The sequence below is a fragment of the Streptomyces sp. T12 genome, assembly GCF_028736035.1.
In the GTDB taxonomy this organism is placed as follows: Bacteria; Actinomycetota; Actinomycetes; order Streptomycetales; family Streptomycetaceae; genus Streptomyces.
Genome location: NZ_CP117866.1, coordinates 3606484 through 3622017, shown reverse-complemented (window position 1 = coordinate 3622017; position 15534 = coordinate 3606484). Strand labels below are relative to the sequence as shown.

Sequence of the window (15534 nt, the reverse complement as noted above, 5' to 3'; positions counted from 1 at the left end):
GTTCTCCTTTCCGCTGGTTCTTCCTTCTCTACACATGGTCTTCGTGAGGTCTTCGTGGATACCCAACGCGCACTGACGGGCAAGATCGCACTGGTCACCGGGGCCGGCCGGGGCATCGGCAGAGCCATCGCCGGGCGGCTCGCCCACGACGGGGCGCTCGTCGGCGTCCATTACGGGCACAGCGCGGCCGCCGCCCAGGAGGTCGTGGCGGAGATACGCAAGAACGGCGGGCGAGCCTTCCCGGTCGAGGCGGAGCTCGGGGTGCCGGGCGATGCCGACGCCGTCTTCGCGGCCTTCGACGCCGGGCTGCGCGCGGAGAGCGGCGTCGGGGGCGCGCTCGACATCCTGGTGAACAACGCGGGGGTGAGCGGTTCGGGGCCGGTGGGGCAGGCGGTACCCGAGGTCTTCGACCGCATGATCGCCGTCAACGCCAAGGCGCCGTTCTTCCTCGTGCAGGGCGCGTTGCCGCGGATGCGTGACGGTGGGCGCATCATCAACATCTCCTCGCTCGCCACCCGGCGGGCCTTCCCCGAGTCCGTCGCGTACGCCATGTCCAAGGGTGCGCTGGACACCATGACCCTGTGCCTGGCGAAGGAGCTCGGCGGTCGCGGCATCACCGTCAACACGGTCGGTCCGGGGTTCATCGAGACGGACATGAACGCCCGGCGCAGAGCGACGCCCGAGGCACGGGCCGCCCTGGCCGCGCGGTCCGTCTTCGACCGCATCGGCAGGCCCTCCGACGTGGCGGACGTGGTGGCGTTCCTCGCCTCGGACGACTCCCGCTGGATCACCGGTCAGTACCTCGACGTCAGCGGGGGCACCGACCTGTGACGGTGACCCGGACCTGCGGCCAAGCGCTTAGAAGGACGACATGTCCCTCCAGCCTCGCCCCGGAGCCGGGATCCCGCCGCTGACCATGCGGGTCGCCCGGGCCAGCAACCCCGACGGAACCACCGCGATGTGGATCCGTGACCGCCCCGCCGCCTGCACGAACTCCAGGCCAAGAACCGCGCCGACCAGCAGGATCCGGACTGGCGCAGGCTCTACGGGCTGGCCATTGCGCCGCCGGTGTCCTGCGCACGCGGCCTGCCTCGACCTCTGTGGTGGCGACAGGGAAAATGACTCTGGATCTCAAGATTCCCGACAGAGTCGATCATTGCTGGATGCGGTTCCGGCAACCGCCGTGCCAAGCGAGCGTTCGGCGGCGTGGGCCACGGACGGGGTGAGGACGGCTGCAAGGGCGACGATGGCAGCGATGGTCAGCCAGCCCGTCATGTGCCAGTTCATGGCCAGATAGGTGTAAGCGGCCGGCGCCCACACGTTACCGATCGTGTGGCCGACCTGCTGTACGCCCTGGTATTCGCCGCGCCGAGCGGGATCGGACAAGAGCGCCGTGAATCCCCAGCCCGCCGCTGCCTGGAAGAGTTCGGCACCGGTCAATACGATGTGCGCCAACCAAACCAGAGCGATGGTCAGCCACTCGACGCTGCCGTCAGTGAACGCGGTGATCACGCAGGAGGCGACAAAGCAGGCGGCGCTCCGGTATGTCGCCCGAATCGCGCCTGACAGTGTGTCGGTGCCGCGGGCAGTCATGGTCTGCAGAGCTACCGTCATTAGGGTGTTGGTCGCGAGCAGTCCTGCTAGGAGCGCCCGAGGCGCGTTGGTGTCCTCCACCAGCCAGAGTGGAATGACCACGAAGAGGATTACCTGGTTCGTAGACACCACACCGCTCAGGACGGAGATGGCGAGAAACGGACGATTGCTCAGCGCGCCACCCCACTTCCGACGCTCGCGCCGTTCCGACTGGGTGGGATCCTGGACGGGGCTGACCGCCTTGGGCAGTCGGTAGATCACCGCTGAGTTGATCAGCATCACCACTCCGACGAACAAGGGGAGCATCCGGATGGCCGTCTCGCTTCCAGTTGCCAGGGCCAGGCCGCCAAGTCCCGCGCCGATGGTGAACCCGGCGTTCACTGCACTTCGGTTGTAGGCGACAGCCGCGATCCGCTCCTTGTCGGGGTAGAGGTTGAGCACATACGCGCCATAACCTGCAGTCCCAGCGGCGTTGGTCACCCCGAGGGCTATGACGATCACCAGGTAGGCGGAGAACCCGCGAACCGCCGGGTAGGCCAGGTAGCAGGCCGCCTCCGCGAGAGACGCTGCAGCCCACGCAGCCTTCGGGCCGACCCGGTCAGCGGCCCGGCCCAACGGCACAGCGGCGAAGAACGCGCCGATTCCGGCAATCGTCAGGCCCAGGCCGACCTCGGCAGCGGAGAGGCCTACAACTTTGGTGAAAAAGACTGCGTTGGTGGTGAAGTAGCTGCCGGTGCCCAGCCCGTAGAGCAGCGCCTGAGCACTGACTCGCCCCGCAGTCCGCGACGGCGGGGCCATTCGCCGGAGCAGGCCAGGGAACGGGCTGCGAGGGGTAGGCGGCGGTACATCTAGGGTGGATCTAGGCATGCGCGGACGGTAACGGAGGGGTTGGCGCGCGTCTCCTGACATGGGACAGGTCTCCGGCGCTGCGAGTGGGCGTTAAGTCCCGTTTCCTAGGGTTCGGTATCGGGCGTGTGTGATTGCCCATACTTCCGTGGGGGGTGCTGTCCCCTACTGGGCATCCACCGCGATCCTGGTCCGCCGGCTCACCGCACCCACCCCGCGCTGGCGCGATGACGTCCGGGCGATGGCATGAACGTCACCGAGCTCCTGGCCGCGCTACAGGTCCAACACGACGCCGCCACCGAGACCGTTACCGACCTGCGCAAACAGATGGCCCGCTTGGCCGAGGAGCTGACCGAGGCCGACTCGCCCACCGCCTACCAGCACATCCTGTCAACGTCACCCGCGCCCGCCTCGGACGTCTTCTACGCCAAGGTCACCTCACCCGGCCAGGACGCGGCCTCTACCAGAAACGGACTTGACGCCCTCTCAGCGCACCGCCGCCTTGTCGGCTGCCGCCAGTGACAATGACTCAACATCGGAGCCAAACGCACTCAACTGGAATGGCGTGTTCGTGTTGGGGTGTACAACGGCCCGAAGCCGGACGTCCAACAGGTCGGCTTGCTCCGGCGGCCAGGTCGGATACGCGAAGAACACCACCGGTGGAGCCAGCCCCTCGTCATGCACCACACGTGTGAGCACGTCTTCGGAACCGTCGGCTCGCAGCGCAGCTCGAGGTACTGGACGGAACCCCAACGACCGCTTGTATGCCGCCAGGCCGGCCTTGGCGATGTGCCCATACAGGTTGGGCTCCCACCCCGCGCTGACCACTGGCATCCCGTGGGCCCGGGTGACATTTATCAAGGCGAGATAGAGCACCCGGGAGAGGTTGTGGCTTCGCAGGCCGCTCCGTTCGCCGTACAGCCCGGCCGTGTAGACACCGCGGCGGTGATCGTTGAGCGCAACCATGCCGGCACACATGTTTCCGTGGGCGTCTCGGATCACCAGCATTTCCACGTCCGGCCCGATGCCCACCACCTCTTCCGGCGAGTTCACAACGGGGGTTGCGAAGGCCATGCCGTCCAGGGACTCTCGGTAGAGTGGCAGCCATTCCACGGCCAGCGCATGCGTGATTTTCTCGACATGCTCAAGCGTCATCGTGGAGGCCTGGAAATCCCTGAGTGCCTTTCGCACGGCGTACCGCGGGTTATGCCCCAGCCCCTCGATGTATTCCTCTTCGGATCCCTTCGGATCCGCGAGCCAGAGGACGTTGGTAGGTCGGAAGCGGAATCCCTCGGTCAGCCACTCGCCGCCGGATGCCGGCGGCGGCGCCACGTTGACGACGTGCAGGTCTTTGCGGCACTCGAGTGCCTTCCACGCCAAGTGGTCGTTCGCTGCAAGGGTGGCCGTGACCAGTCCCTCATCATGCTGCAGCATCCGTAGCCCTCCAGTATCTCATCGCATACATCAGGCCGCCTTTACCGTCGCCCGTTCGCCGCCGAGTGCACGCGCGATCGTCAGAGCCGCGCCGACCATCAGTACACCCGCGATGACCAGGGTTGCGCGAGGAGTCAGTTCAGCACTGACAGGACCCACCAACACCTGCCCCAGCGGTACGCCGATGAAGGACCCGAGGGCGTCATACGAATACACTCGCCCCAGCTTGTCCGGCTCGATCCGGTCCTGGAGGGTCGTCTCCCAGACGGTGCCGAAGACCTCCATCGACAGGCCTCCGACGAACGCGGCCAGTAGCAACAGCGCGAATGTCGGATAAACGCCCAGGGCGAGCGGCAGCGCGGCGCCGAGGGGAAGCGCCAGGAGTCCGGCGCGCAGCGAGATTCGCCGGCCGCTTCTCATGATCAGAACGGCCGCTACTGTCAAGCCGCCGACTTGGGCGCCGAGTACGAGGCCCCAGAGGTTACTGCCGAAGGTTTCCTCGGCCAAGATCGGCCCCAGCACTGGAATGGTGCCGGAGAAGCACAAGTTCATCAACGTTGAGCCGACGATGGCCTGCCACAACCACTTTTGCTCCGAGAAGGCCGCCCAGCCCCCCCGGACCTGACTCATCAGCGATTCCTTCTTTGACGCAGTGCCGCCTGCGACCCGGACCCGTGAAAACAGGACTCCGGCGACGGCAAAGCAGAGCGCGTCGAAGGCGATTAGCCAGCCAGGGGCGGCTACGAGCAGGAATAGCGCCGCGAGTGCTCCGGAGGCCACGGAGCATAGATTCAGGGTCAGCCGCATGGCCGCGTTGGCCTGGGGTCGCATGTTGGACGGGACGGTCTGCGGCAGTAGCGCCGACGAGGCCGGGGACGCGAACGCCGCACAGATCCCGTTTATCAGGGCCAGTAGAGTCAGCGGGGCCAAGGAGCTGCCACCGGACAAGACGTACCACGCCACGACGCCTTGTGTGACCGCGCTGGCTGCACTCGACCCCTCGAGGACCACGGACCGTGGGAACCGGTCGGCGAAGATTCCTCCAGCCAGAACAAACAGCAGGTTGCCGGCGGACCTCGCGCCGACAACGATGCCTATCGTGGCGGCGCTCCCGCCGGCATCGATGATGGCGAGTGCGAGTCCGATGGGTGCAACGGTGTTGCCCAAGATCGACAGCGTACGGCCCGCGAGGAGCCACCGGAAGGCGGGGGGGAGCCCGGTCAAGGTACGGAACGTCAAGCGCCTTCTCCGTCTCGGTGCCCATCAATGACCAACAACACCGCTCCTATGCCGATCATCGAATGGCACTCCGATGCATATAAGGCTCGCTCAGAGTGCACACTCATGCGGCGCCATTTTTCTGCCGGCCCCGAGGTTTTACCTGCGCCAAATGCCCCGTTTGGTAAAAGGGTCATGAACTGGAGGGTAGTTTGGCGCGACGAAATGAGTTCACCACTGAAAGCCCTCCGAAGGGTGTGCCCCGATTTTCCGTGACCCGGTCACGATCTTGAAGTCGTCTGGGATGCTAATCACAGCCTCCCTTAGCCGTCAATCGCCGGCCAGGCGCTGGTGATGCGGTCGAAGACCGTGCTGGCGCGCCCGGTTCGCCGCCGACCGGCTTGAGGGGCTGGTGGACAAGTCGCGCTCGGGCGCCCCGCGGAAGATCACCGATGAGCAGGCCGAGGGCCTGATCGCCAAAAAGCTGGGGCAGAAGCCGCCGTCGGGCGATTCGTGACCAAGGTCCGCGATGTGGTGGGCATCTGAAACCCTCACTGCATACTGCATACGAATCAACGACTCAGGGCAGTAGGCGACTTCGGCACGCTCCCCGAAGTCACACAGACCCCCCATCAGGGAAGCTCCAGACCGGCACCCTCCACCTTGTAGTTGCCGTGTCGCGCGGAGGCTGACCAGGCTCGCCCCGAGGGCGAGCGGATCGTGTCCGGCCGGCGCAGCGGGAGTCGGAGGCTGTGGTCGGTCACTGCCATATGTCAGGGGCGACGCAGGACGGCCCAGCATTAGACTCAGGGGGCCCGTCGATGAATTAGTGGTGCATGTCGCACCATATCGCTGCATGCCGGAGCAGCACGCCATTAGTTTCTCGACGAGCCCAGGATCCCGGCCTCCTAACGAATTGTCTGCTTTGCATCGGGCGCCTGCAGCCCACTCCGTCGTGCTCGCAGCAACGACCGGACGAGCTTGGCTACCGCAGGATGACGAAAAAGCGGGCAAACGAAAGGACGCCGCGGCCCTGGTGGCTTACTTAGGCTGCGTCTGGATTCGTCACTCAGTGGCGTAAGGGAAGCATCCTTGCTCCAGCCATGTGGCCAACCGTTCACATTTGCTGCTTCAGTGCACGAACTGTCTTCACTTTGACGAAGGAAGCTGGCTGAGTCATGAGCGCCGTGTCCATCCATATGGTTCTGCATGACCTTGCTCAGGCGGATCCTGCGCGTCCCGCACTGATCCACGGCGATGAGGTCGTCAGTCGGGGTCAGCTCGATGCCTGGTCCGACGCCGTCGCCGAGTGGCTGGCAGCGGAGGGGGTCCGAGCCGGCAGCATCGTCCCCCTTCAGCTGGAGACATCATCTGAACTGATCGCCGCAGCCCTCGGTGTGCTGAAGCTCGGCGCCGCTTACACGGTCATGGATCTGGCGTGGAACGAACGGCGCCTGCGGCGGATCGACGAGATTCTCGGCGGCGCCCTCGCGGTCGCCGCGCCGGGCGGGTCCAGCGGCTGCTTCCGGCGTGAGATCGAGTTGCCCGGCTTCGACACGCCCTCCGAGGACTCTGCGGACCGCGCCTGGAAATCGATCCCCGTTGCAGGCACCGATATCGCGACGGTCTTCTTCACCTCGGGCAGCACCGGCGAGCCGAAGGCAGTGCTCTCGACGCACGAAGCGACCCTGCGCATGTTCACCGGGGAAGGCATCGCCTCCATCGACGAGGAGACCGTGCTGGCGCACCTGGGCTCCTCGAACTGGGACGCGTTTCCGTTCGAGGTGTGGGGCCCGCTCCTGCGCGGCGGCGCCTCCCTCCTCCGGAAGCATCGGGCACTCACGCCCGACGAGCTACGTCACGAGATCGTGGACCACGGCCTCAACACCCTCTTCGTCACCTCTTCGCTGTTCAACGTTCTGGTCGACGAGGACGTGTCCGCGTTCGAAGGCCTGCGCGTCGCCATGGCCGGCGGCGAAGCGCTCTCCCCCGCGCATGTTGCGCGCTTCCTGGCCGCGCATCCGGACATCCCCTTCATCAACGGCTACGGCCCCGCCGAGTCGACGTGCATCGCTTTGATGCACCGAGTGACACTCGACGACACCCGCGGCGCCATCCCGCTGGGCCGACCAATACCCCGCACCGGCGTGCATGTGTTGGACGGCGAGCGGGAGTGCGGCCCGGACGAGATCGGGGAGCTGTGCATCTCAGGCGACGGAGTGTCTCCCGGATATCTCGGTGACGAGGCGTTGACCGCGGCCAAGTTCACCGAGGTGCTCGTCGGAGGCCGACGTCTGCGGGTGTACCGCACCGGGGACTACGGCAGCAGAACCGCCAGTGGCGTGTTCACGTACGCGGGGCGTCGCGACCGCGAGCTGAAGATCCGTGGACACCGGATCGACGCGGGCCAGATCGAGCGGACGGCAGCCGCTTTCGACGGAGTCGCGCGGTGCGCCGTGGTCCCGCTGCTCGGCCTCTCCGGCCGGCCGGAGTCACTCGCCCTCGCCGTGGTCTCGGCCAGTGACCACTTCGACGAGGAGAGCCTGAGGACTGCGCTGGCGGCCGACCTGCCTCCGGGGTGGGCTCCGGATGCGGTCGTCCGGTTGGCGGCGCTGCCGCTGACCAGCAACGCGAAGCTCGACACGGTCGCGCTGCACTCCGCCATCGTGGAGCTGACCGCAGCTCGCGCAGCGGCCAACCCCAGCGATCCGATCGAGGCTGCGTTCAGCCGGGCTCTCGGTGGCACATCGGTGGATCCCGACGCCTCGCTGTTCGACCTGGGCGGCACGTCGCTGGGCGCGGTTCGTCTGTGCACGGCCCTGAGCCAGGTGACCGGTCTCAGCATTCCGGTATCGGTTGTGCGCAGCCACCCGTCGGTCAACGAGATGCGGGTCTGGATCGCCAAGCAGTCCGCAGCGACGCCGGACGGTGCAAACGGGACAGACGCAGCGGACAGCGCGGACCGGGCGGACGCAGCCGCGCCGGCACCGCTGACCGGGATGCAGTCCGGATTCCTCTTGCAGCACCTCGACGGCAACGACACAGACAATCACCTCTACTTGGCCTGGCGCATCGCGGGCGCGCTCGACATCGACCGTTTCGTCGAGGCGCTGCAAGACGTCCACCGCCGCCACCTGTTCCTCCAGGGCCGTTACGCCTTCGAGGACCTGGCTACGTGGAATCGCTCCGACCGCCCGGTCACGGTCGAGCACATCGACGCCCCGGACGAGGAGACGGCCCTCCCGCAGTTGAGGGCCGTACTCGACAGGAGCTTTTCCCTGTTCGAGGGAGAAGTCTGGCGCGCGGTGCTCTGCAAGCTCGGGGAGCCCGAGCGATGGATCTTCGGCATGTCCGTTCACCACATCGCGTTCGACGGATGGTCCAAGCGGATCTTCGTGGAGGATCTGGCCGAGGCGTACCGCGCGCGGTGCGATGGGCGCGAACCACGGTTCGCGCATCCGGTCGCCGCACCGTCGGAGATCTACGCGGAGACGGAGCGGATCCGTGGCTTGGCGGATCTCGAGGCGCAACGGGACTACTGGGCGAAGGAACTGGCTGAGCTTCCGGTCGACCCTGCACCGTGGGTCACGCCCGCGCTGTGCACGGAAGCCGGCGTGACGAAGATCGACGTGCCCCTGATGCCGGAGCAGGCGGACTCCCTGGGTCGGCGCTCCATCGGCGGCGGCCTCCTCCCGCTGTTCATCGCCGCGCTTGGCGGAACGCTGTCCGAGGTCACCGGCGCCGAGGATGTCACGATCGGCATTCCGATATCCCAGCGTTCCACTCCGGTTCTGCAGGACACCATCGCATGCCTGATCAACATGATGGGCGTCAGACTGCGGACGACCACGGCTCACGATGCCGCCGCCCGGGCCGAGAGCGCAGTTCTCACCGCCCTGCGCAACAACGATCTGTCCATCGCCGAGGCGGCCCGGATCGCCGGGCAGGCAGGGCAGCAGCTGTATCACGTCATCGGCGCGGTGCAGGACTCGCCCAGCGCTGAGCTCCAGCTCGACGGCTGCGCGGTGCACGGGATCGAGCTGCCGTACATCCGCCTCCAGGCTCCACTGCTCGTCGAACTGCTCGCGGACGACGGCATCGCGTCGACGGTGCGGGTCACCTACGAAACCGCGCTGGTGACCGAGAGTACGGCCCGGAACATCAGCGCGCGTCTGGTCGCCCGGCTCACGGAAGAGAGCGGCAGCCGAAGCGGAAGCGGAGGGCCGGGTGGCGCATGAGCAGGGGCAGCTGACGGAGCGCTTCGCCGAGACGGTGCGAGCCTCGCAGTAAACGAGGAGTTGGGCAACGCGAATGCCCAAGGTCTGCACCCGCCCGGACGCCGTCGCACTCACATCAGGATCCGCGACGCCGGCCTACGCCGAACTCTCCGCGCAAGCATGTGCCCAGACCTCTTCGGTAATGACGATCAAAGGAGCTGCCAAGTATGAAGACCGAATACCAGAACGTCTCGGACCGCACAGCCGCACTCACGGAGATCTGGCGCGAAGTCCTTGGGAAGGAGGAACTCGACGAGACCTCGGACCTCCTCGACAGCGGCGGCACGTCCCTGCACCTCCTTCAGATCGTCGGCAAGGTCTACGACGTCCTCGGTGTGGACGTCCGGCTGCGCGACCTCTTCGCGCACGCCTCGCCGCAGAGTCTGTCGGCATTCATCGACAGCTCCCAGGCTTAGCAAGGTGTATGAGTCTCCCAGTCACTGGGTCCGCCGGCAGGGCGGTTTCAAAGTCTTGATGATCAAGTGAGTGTGCTGGTCACGGCCGCATGACGATGCGCTGGCGAATTCACCAGCAGAGAAAGGAACTCGCCCATGGACCAGAGCGAACGCCCTGTGGTTCTCGCACTCGACTATCCCGGATACCGGAAGGAGGCCCGGATCGACGAACTGTCCCTGGAGCGGCACGGGGTGCGAGTCCAGGACCTGCTGAGCGCCCACCTGCCGAGGGCGGTGAGCGGCGCGGCCTACGCGGCCCGCCTGTTGGCGAACGTGCCGGCCGGGACGGGCCCGGTCGCGGCGGTCGCCGCATACTGCGCCTCGGCGCCGCTTGCCTTCGAGGTGGCCGCCGCCCTGGGTGGGGAGCCACCGGTGATCATGCTGTTCGACCCCGAGGGCACGTCGCTGGAATCGATCACGGCGGAATACCGCGCGCGGCTCGCCGGACTCGGCGTCCAGCTGGACGAACAGGAGTTGAGCGAGCTCGTCGACGCCGACACACTGGCCGAGGCCCCGGAGCGCTTCGTCGCCGACCTCACCGGCGAACTGGCCCGCCAGGCCCATGCGGCGCTACGTGCGGCAGGCGCCAACGAGACGGAGATCGCGGCAAGCGCCACGCAGATGGTCAGTGCGTACACGGACTGGCTGAGCCATCTGGTGGCGGCCCACCACTCCCGTACTCCGACCTGGGAGGGGCATGTGCTGCGCGTCGACTCCGCGGACGCCGACCCGGCCGGTTACGCCTGCACTGCCGGGCACCAGCGCGCACTGCGCTTGAGCTGCGACCGGTTTGAACTGCTCAGGGCCGAGGAGACGCGTGCCGCGGTCCTCGAGGCGCTGGGCCTTCCGCTTGCGTCGGACACGAAGGAGAGGACAGAGCGTTGCCCAGCCGAGTAGTTGAGTTGATCGCCTCCCAGGCACAGCGCCACCCTCTGGCAGCCGCGCTGGTCGCACCCGACGGCAGGCTCAACTATGCCGAACTCGACCGCAGGTCCGCCGACTTGGCCGGTCGCCTGACGCGACACGGGGTGCGCCCCGGCGACGTCGTGCTTGTCCAGGCTTCCCGCGGAATTGCACTCGGCGTAGCTGTCCTTGCCGTGCTCCGGGCGGGCGGGGCCTTCTGCGTGGTGGATCCGCATTATCCGGCGGAGCGCATCCAGCACATGTGGGAGCGTTGCGGTGCCCGGTTCGCGTTGGTCGAGCCGGGTCTGCGGCTCCCGGACGTGCCGGACGGGCCTGTCGTGCTCCCTCTCCAGGAGGACCCCGCTGCCGGCTCCGCGCACGATGCCCCGGCACCTGGCCGGACGGAGCCGGGCGGCGAGGATCCCGCTTACGTGGTGTTCACGTCCGGGTCCACCGGAGGGCCCAAGGCGGTTTCCTTGCCGCACCGGTGCCTGAACAATCTGATCGAGTGGACGCTGGCAAGTACGTCCCCCGAACCACTGCGCACGCTGATGTTCGCCCCGCTCGGCTTCGACATATTCGTCCAGGAGGTGTTCACAGCCTGGTGCAGTGGGGGCTGCCTGTACATACCGTCAGACGCCGAACGCGTCGACTTGCAGCGTGTGTGGGAGCTGTGCCGTGCATGGGAGATCCAGCGGATCTTCCTGCCGCCCGTGGCGCTGCGTCGACTGGCGGAACTGACCGTCGAGTTCGGCATAGTGCCCGGCGCGTTGCGCGAAGTGGCAGTGGCGGGAGAGGCGCTGCAGATCACGCCTGCCGTCCGGGAACTGTTCCGACGGCTGCCCGCGGCGCGTCTGCACAACCACTACGGGCCGGTGGAGACCCATGTCGCCCTCGCCCATACCCTCACCGGTCCTTCGCACTCCTGGCCCGACCTTCCCCCCATCGGGCGGCCGCTGCCTGGCATGACGGCCCATGTCATCCCGCAGGAGGAGGGCGGCGAGCTGTGGGTGACAGGGGTCGGTCTCGCCCGCGGGTATGTGGGTGATCCACAGCAGACGGAGGCGCGGTTCCGTACCGTACAGATCGAGGGACGGACCGTACGCGCGTACCGCACCGGTGACCTCGTGCGCGAGCGGCCCGACGGAGCCCTGGAGTATCTGGGCCGGGCCGACGGCCAGCTCAAGATCCGCGGATTCCGGGTCGAGCCCGGTGACGTCGAGGCAGCGCTGCTCCGCCACCCCGCCGTCCGGGAGTGTGCCGTGGTGGCCTGGACGCCGCCCGACAGCGAGGAACGCAGGCTGGTCGCTCATGTAGTGCCTGAGCCGGGCAGCAGCCCACTGGAGACCAGCGAACTACGCGCACATGCAGCACAGTTGCTGCCCGACTACATGGTTCCTCACCACGTGGTTCACGCGTCCGAACTGCCGCTCTCCCCACACGGGAAGATCGATCGCCGCCGCCTGCCGGCCCCCGGCGATGCTCGTGACGGCGCCGGGCCGCTCCCGGAAGCCGCCGATATGCAGTCGGCCGTCGCCGGTATCTTGTCGACGGTGCTTGGCGTTGCCGACATACCACCCGACCGGCACTTCATGGACCTGGGCGGCACCTCGCTCTCCGCCGCGCTGGCTGTCACCCGCATCCATCAGCGCTTCCAAGTCCAGGTGTCCGTGCAGGAGTTCCTGTCCGAGCCTACGGTGGAATCGGTCATCGCGCTGATCAGGGGACGAACTGCCGCATGACCCTTCCCACCGCACATGACGGAGCGCGCGAACGCGCCGCCTGGCAAGCGAGGAGGCCGCCCTCCTGGAGGCACTGCTGAGCCTCGGCGGAACGGACCCGGCGGCGCGCGCCTGGGCCCAGCACACCACCGCGTCGTTCCAAACCCGGGATTTCGCTGGGGGCCACTTATGTACCGCGGTCGCTCGCCTGACCGGCTCGATCGCCAACACAAAGTCCTCATCGGCACCGACGTGTTCGTCATCGCGGGCATGCTGCCCCAGATCGGCGATTCGCTGCACGTTCCTGCGGATGCTCAAGTACCTCGCCGCGGAGCCACCGCCTCCCGGCCGCATCCCTCCTCCTGTTAGCTGTTAGGACTTCAGAGGCTCCTGCGTCAGTAATCTGAACCAGATTCTTCATGCGGTCGGCAGGGCCGTTGTCGTGGCCGAAAGGGGCACACATGGCGGACAGGCTCCCGTTGCTGAGCACGCAACTTGGCTTCGCGCTAACGACGGAACGCACCGGTCAGCGAATCTCTATACACAGGCTCTTTCGTATGCCGCCCTCTGTCCTGTCAGCCGTCGATCTGAATCGGGTCCTGCACTCGATCATGCTCCGGAATCCTACGCTGTCCTATCGCATGGGGTTTTCCCGTGGCGAGGCGTACCAGGAACGGTATTCGGCTACGTATGACTTCGCCGAAGTGCAGGCGGAGGACGAAGAGGCCGTCATCAGACTTTCCGTGACGGTGGTCGATGAATTCGAAGCCTCTCTGGACGGTGCCGCGATGGCGGCACATCTCGTACGCTCCCACGACGCCGACTATCTGCTGCTGGTCTTCGACCACGCACTGGTCGACGGCACGTCGCAGGACATCATGATCCAGCAGTTGGCTGCCCCGGGGCCTGCCGATGACGGGCAATGGGAGCGCTTCGAGGCCGCTGTCCGGGACAGAGCCGAGTCCGAGAGCGCCGCGGCAGGCGGGCGCGGAGTCGCCTTCTGGGCGGACCGCCTGAAGAACTTCCACGGAGAGCTTCCCGAGAGGGCGGCGAAGGTGCCCTCTGAGGTCGTCCCCATCATCGACCTCCCGGCCGTCGCCAGCCCGAGCACCATCCGTGGCTCCTACTTCCCGTACGCCCTCTTCTCGCTCCACCGCGCTCTGCGCGACGTCACGGGGGCCGAGGCAACCGCCGTCGCTTACCCGTGGGGACGGCGGAACGAAGCGTTCTCCGATGTCACCGGGTGTTTCCTGAACACCGCCATCTCGCTCGACCTGACCGGACCACGCAGCCTGCTCGAGGCGATGGACGACTTCCTCGACGACTGGTATCTGGAGATCGACCATGCGGATGTGCCGTTCGTCTCGCTCGCAGGGCTCGGATCTGCCTTCTCCGGCTCGGTCGCGGGGATGTTCGTCTACACGATCGCGACCGAGGGCAGCGTGAACATCGCGGGGATCGAGGCTGTCGAGGTCTCGCTGCGGTGTGGCCACAACCTGCCGATGTCGGCGTTCACCGCTGGTGCGGCGGTCCGTGAGCACGAGATCGGGCTCGATCTCATGGTGGACGAGGGGACCGGCTACGGGGCCCAGGACCTCGGTACCCGCTGGCACCATCGGCTCACGGAAGCGTTCTCGTGCTTTCCCGCACGGCAATCCTGACAACCTGATCCATGGAGGGTGGAGACATGACCCGATCAGCTTCTCCGGGTGTGCTCTGGCAGCCGTGGGGGCCGATCACCCAGCCGACCCCCGCGCTGCGTATTTCGGTACCGTTGTCGCCCTTCTCGGCTCATACGGAGGTAAAGAAATGACTGTGGGCCGGACTGAGGTCACGCGGGGTCCGACATCACTCGCCGAGATGGCCCGGCTGTCGGGGGAGTTCGCGGACAGGCACAATCTTGTCTATTGCGTGCTGTGGCTCACCGGGGAGCTGGACATCGCCGCCGTTCGTGAGGCGTGGCGGGGCGTCTGTCTGAGTCATGACGTGCTGCGCCGGGCCTACGTCTCGCCGGACGAAGCATGCACGTACGAAGACGTGTTGGGGGAGGTGGAGTTCTACACCGCCGATACGGACACGGAGGCGCTCAAGACGGTACGCCGGATCACGACCCCCTTCGACCTCGCCGGCGTGGGGTTGTCGCGCATCGCGATCGTGCAGCGCGACGAGCGCAGGCACCTCCTCGCGATAGTGCTGGACCACATCATCGTCGATGAGAAGACGTGGAAGCGTCTCATGGCAGATTTCGGCGAGTTCTATGAGCGCGCCACTCAAGGGGCGAGCGTCCCCGAGAAGGTCGAGAAGAACGCGTATCACGACTTTACGTTGCTTGAGCGCCGCGAGCTGTCCAGTGCATGGGGTGAGGAGCGTAGAGCGTTCTGGCGCTCCCAGACCGAGCGCTTCGGAACGTTTCCGCCCGCCTTTCCGATCGCATGTGAAGCGAAAGGCAAATCCAGGCTCACGGCGGTGCATCACGCGTTGCCGGCGGACGCGAAGGCGAGAGTACTCGACATCGCGAAACGTGCCCGGGCGACATCGTTCGTAACGGTGGCCTCCGCTGTGCTGGCAGGTTTGCAAGAGGTGAGCGGCGCGCCGACCGTGGGGGCCACGACCCCTTTTCACGGGCGCGTGCTGCCGGGTACAGCCGATATCGCCGGCCTGTTCGTCCAGATGGTTCCCCTGCAGCTGGCCGCGGGGTCGCGCAGTCCGCTGGAAACGGTTCGCGAAGTCTTTTCTCATACCCTCGACGTGTTCGAGTACATGCTCCCGCTCCGGCCCGCCGGAAGGCTCTGGAATGAGGAACTGGCGTCCGTGGACCGGCAAGCCGGGGTGAACGTGGTCCTCGACAAGCGGACGGTGACCTTCGGGGAGTCAGAGTCACTTCTTGTCGGAACGAAGGCGGAAATCGTGCCGCTTTATGTGCCGGGCGAGGTGACTTGGCCGCAAACCGTTCAATTCAGGTGGGAACTGGATGGAGCGGACCCGCAGATCGTTGTTTATTACAACGAGAACTATTTTCCGGAAGAGGTCGTCGAGTCGCTGATTCAGGCAGCTGAGAGCTTCGTGCTTTCGGCGGACAGCTGACCT

11 protein-coding genes and 1 pseudogene are annotated in these 15534 nt (G+C 66.5%); 9 read left to right on the top strand and 3 right to left on the bottom strand.

Annotation, left to right across the window (positions count from 1 at the left end; genetic code table 11):
- The first annotated feature begins 54 nt into the window (after nt 1-54).
- Complete coding sequence (locus PBV52_RS16120) at nt 55-831, top strand: SDR family oxidoreductase (protein WP_274239059.1); 777 nt, start codon at nt 55-57, stop codon at nt 829-831.
- A 300-nt stretch (nt 832-1131) separates the two neighbouring features.
- Here the strand turns inward: PBV52_RS16120 and PBV52_RS16115 are convergent, their stop codons facing one another.
- Entirely contained in the window at nt 1132-2391 is a 1260-nt protein-coding gene (locus PBV52_RS16115) for an MFS transporter (protein ID WP_274239057.1), read from the bottom strand.
- A 294-nt stretch (nt 2392-2685) separates the two neighbouring features.
- On the opposite strand from PBV52_RS16115, the gene PBV52_RS16110 reads away from it, so the two are divergent.
- Nucleotides 2686-2961 (top strand): hypothetical protein, encoded by a 276-nt coding sequence (locus PBV52_RS16110; RefSeq protein ID WP_274239055.1) that lies wholly within the window; start codon nt 2686-2688, stop codon nt 2959-2961.
- On the opposite strand, the gene PBV52_RS16105 is transcribed toward PBV52_RS16110, so the two are convergent.
- Nucleotides 2926-3873 carry a hypothetical protein gene (locus tag PBV52_RS16105; protein WP_274239053.1) on the bottom strand — a complete coding sequence of 316 codons (948 nt, stop codon included), beginning with the start codon at nt 3871-3873 and terminating at the stop codon, nt 2926-2928. The genes PBV52_RS16110 and PBV52_RS16105 overlap by 36 nt on opposite strands.
- A gap of 30 nt (nt 3874-3903) precedes the next feature.
- Nucleotides 3904-5097, bottom strand: coding sequence for an MFS transporter (locus PBV52_RS16100; protein WP_274249410.1), 1194 nt, complete (start codon nt 5095-5097; stop codon nt 3904-3906).
- 379 nt (nt 5098-5476) lie between these two features.
- Between PBV52_RS16100 and PBV52_RS16095 the strand changes: the two are divergent.
- The 7 genes and pseudogenes from PBV52_RS16095 to PBV52_RS16065 all read left to right on the top strand — a co-directional run.
- Nucleotides 5477-5608: pseudogene (locus tag PBV52_RS16095) on the top strand (helix-turn-helix domain-containing protein); the annotation flags it as partial.
- Nucleotides 5609-6269: 661 nt separating this feature from the next.
- The gene (locus PBV52_RS16090) at nt 6270-9329 is read left to right on the top strand and encodes an AMP-binding protein (RefSeq protein ID WP_274239052.1); all 3060 of its coding nucleotides are present in this window, start codon (nt 6270-6272) and stop codon (nt 9327-9329) included.
- 206 nt (nt 9330-9535) lie between these two features.
- A complete protein-coding gene (locus tag PBV52_RS16085) occupies nt 9536-9784 on the top strand; it encodes a phosphopantetheine-binding protein (protein WP_274239051.1) in 249 nt (82 codons plus the stop codon).
- Nucleotides 9785-9919: 135 nt separating this feature from the next.
- Nucleotides 9920-10720 (top strand): hypothetical protein, encoded by an 801-nt coding sequence (locus tag PBV52_RS16080; RefSeq protein ID WP_274239050.1) that lies wholly within the window; start codon nt 9920-9922, stop codon nt 10718-10720.
- Nucleotides 10705-12468 (top strand): non-ribosomal peptide synthetase, encoded by a 1764-nt coding sequence (locus tag PBV52_RS16075; RefSeq protein WP_274239049.1) that lies wholly within the window; start codon nt 10705-10707, stop codon nt 12466-12468. Before PBV52_RS16080 ends, PBV52_RS16075 begins: the two co-directional genes overlap by 16 nt.
- A 440-nt stretch (nt 12469-12908) precedes the next feature.
- The gene (locus PBV52_RS16070; RefSeq protein WP_274239048.1) at nt 12909-14108 is read left to right on the top strand and encodes a hypothetical protein; all 1200 of its coding nucleotides are present in this window, start codon (nt 12909-12911) and stop codon (nt 14106-14108) included.
- A 199-nt stretch (nt 14109-14307) separates the two neighbouring features.
- Nucleotides 14308-15531 carry a condensation domain-containing protein gene (locus PBV52_RS16065; RefSeq protein WP_274239047.1) on the top strand — a complete coding sequence of 408 codons (1224 nt, stop codon included), beginning with the start codon at nt 14308-14310 and terminating at the stop codon, nt 15529-15531.
- Nucleotides 15532-15534 lie beyond the last annotated feature (3 nt).

What these genes read in the sequence shown, in the direction of transcription:
- PBV52_RS16115 (WP_274239057.1), bottom strand. Translation starts at nt 2,391, where the DNA reads ATGGCCCCGCCGTCGCGGACTGCGGGGCGAGTCAGTGCTCAGGCGCTG.
- PBV52_RS16110 (WP_274239055.1), top strand. Translation starts at nt 2,686, where the DNA reads ATGAACGTCACCGAGCTCCTGGCCGCGCTACAGGTCCAACACGACGCC.
- PBV52_RS16105 (WP_274239053.1), bottom strand. Translation starts at nt 3,873, where the DNA reads ATGCTGCAGCATGATGAGGGACTGGTCACGGCCACCCTTGCAGCGAAC.
- PBV52_RS16090 (WP_274239052.1), top strand. Translation starts at nt 6,270, where the DNA reads ATGAGCGCCGTGTCCATCCATATGGTTCTGCATGACCTTGCTCAGGCG.
- PBV52_RS16085 (WP_274239051.1), top strand. Translation starts at nt 9,536, where the DNA reads ATGAAGACCGAATACCAGAACGTCTCGGACCGCACAGCCGCACTCACG.
- PBV52_RS16080 (WP_274239050.1), top strand. Translation starts at nt 9,920, where the DNA reads ATGGACCAGAGCGAACGCCCTGTGGTTCTCGCACTCGACTATCCCGGA.
- PBV52_RS16070 (WP_274239048.1), top strand. Translation starts at nt 12,909, where the DNA reads ATGGCGGACAGGCTCCCGTTGCTGAGCACGCAACTTGGCTTCGCGCTA.
- PBV52_RS16065 (WP_274239047.1), top strand. Translation starts at nt 14,308, where the DNA reads ATGGCCCGGCTGTCGGGGGAGTTCGCGGACAGGCACAATCTTGTCTAT.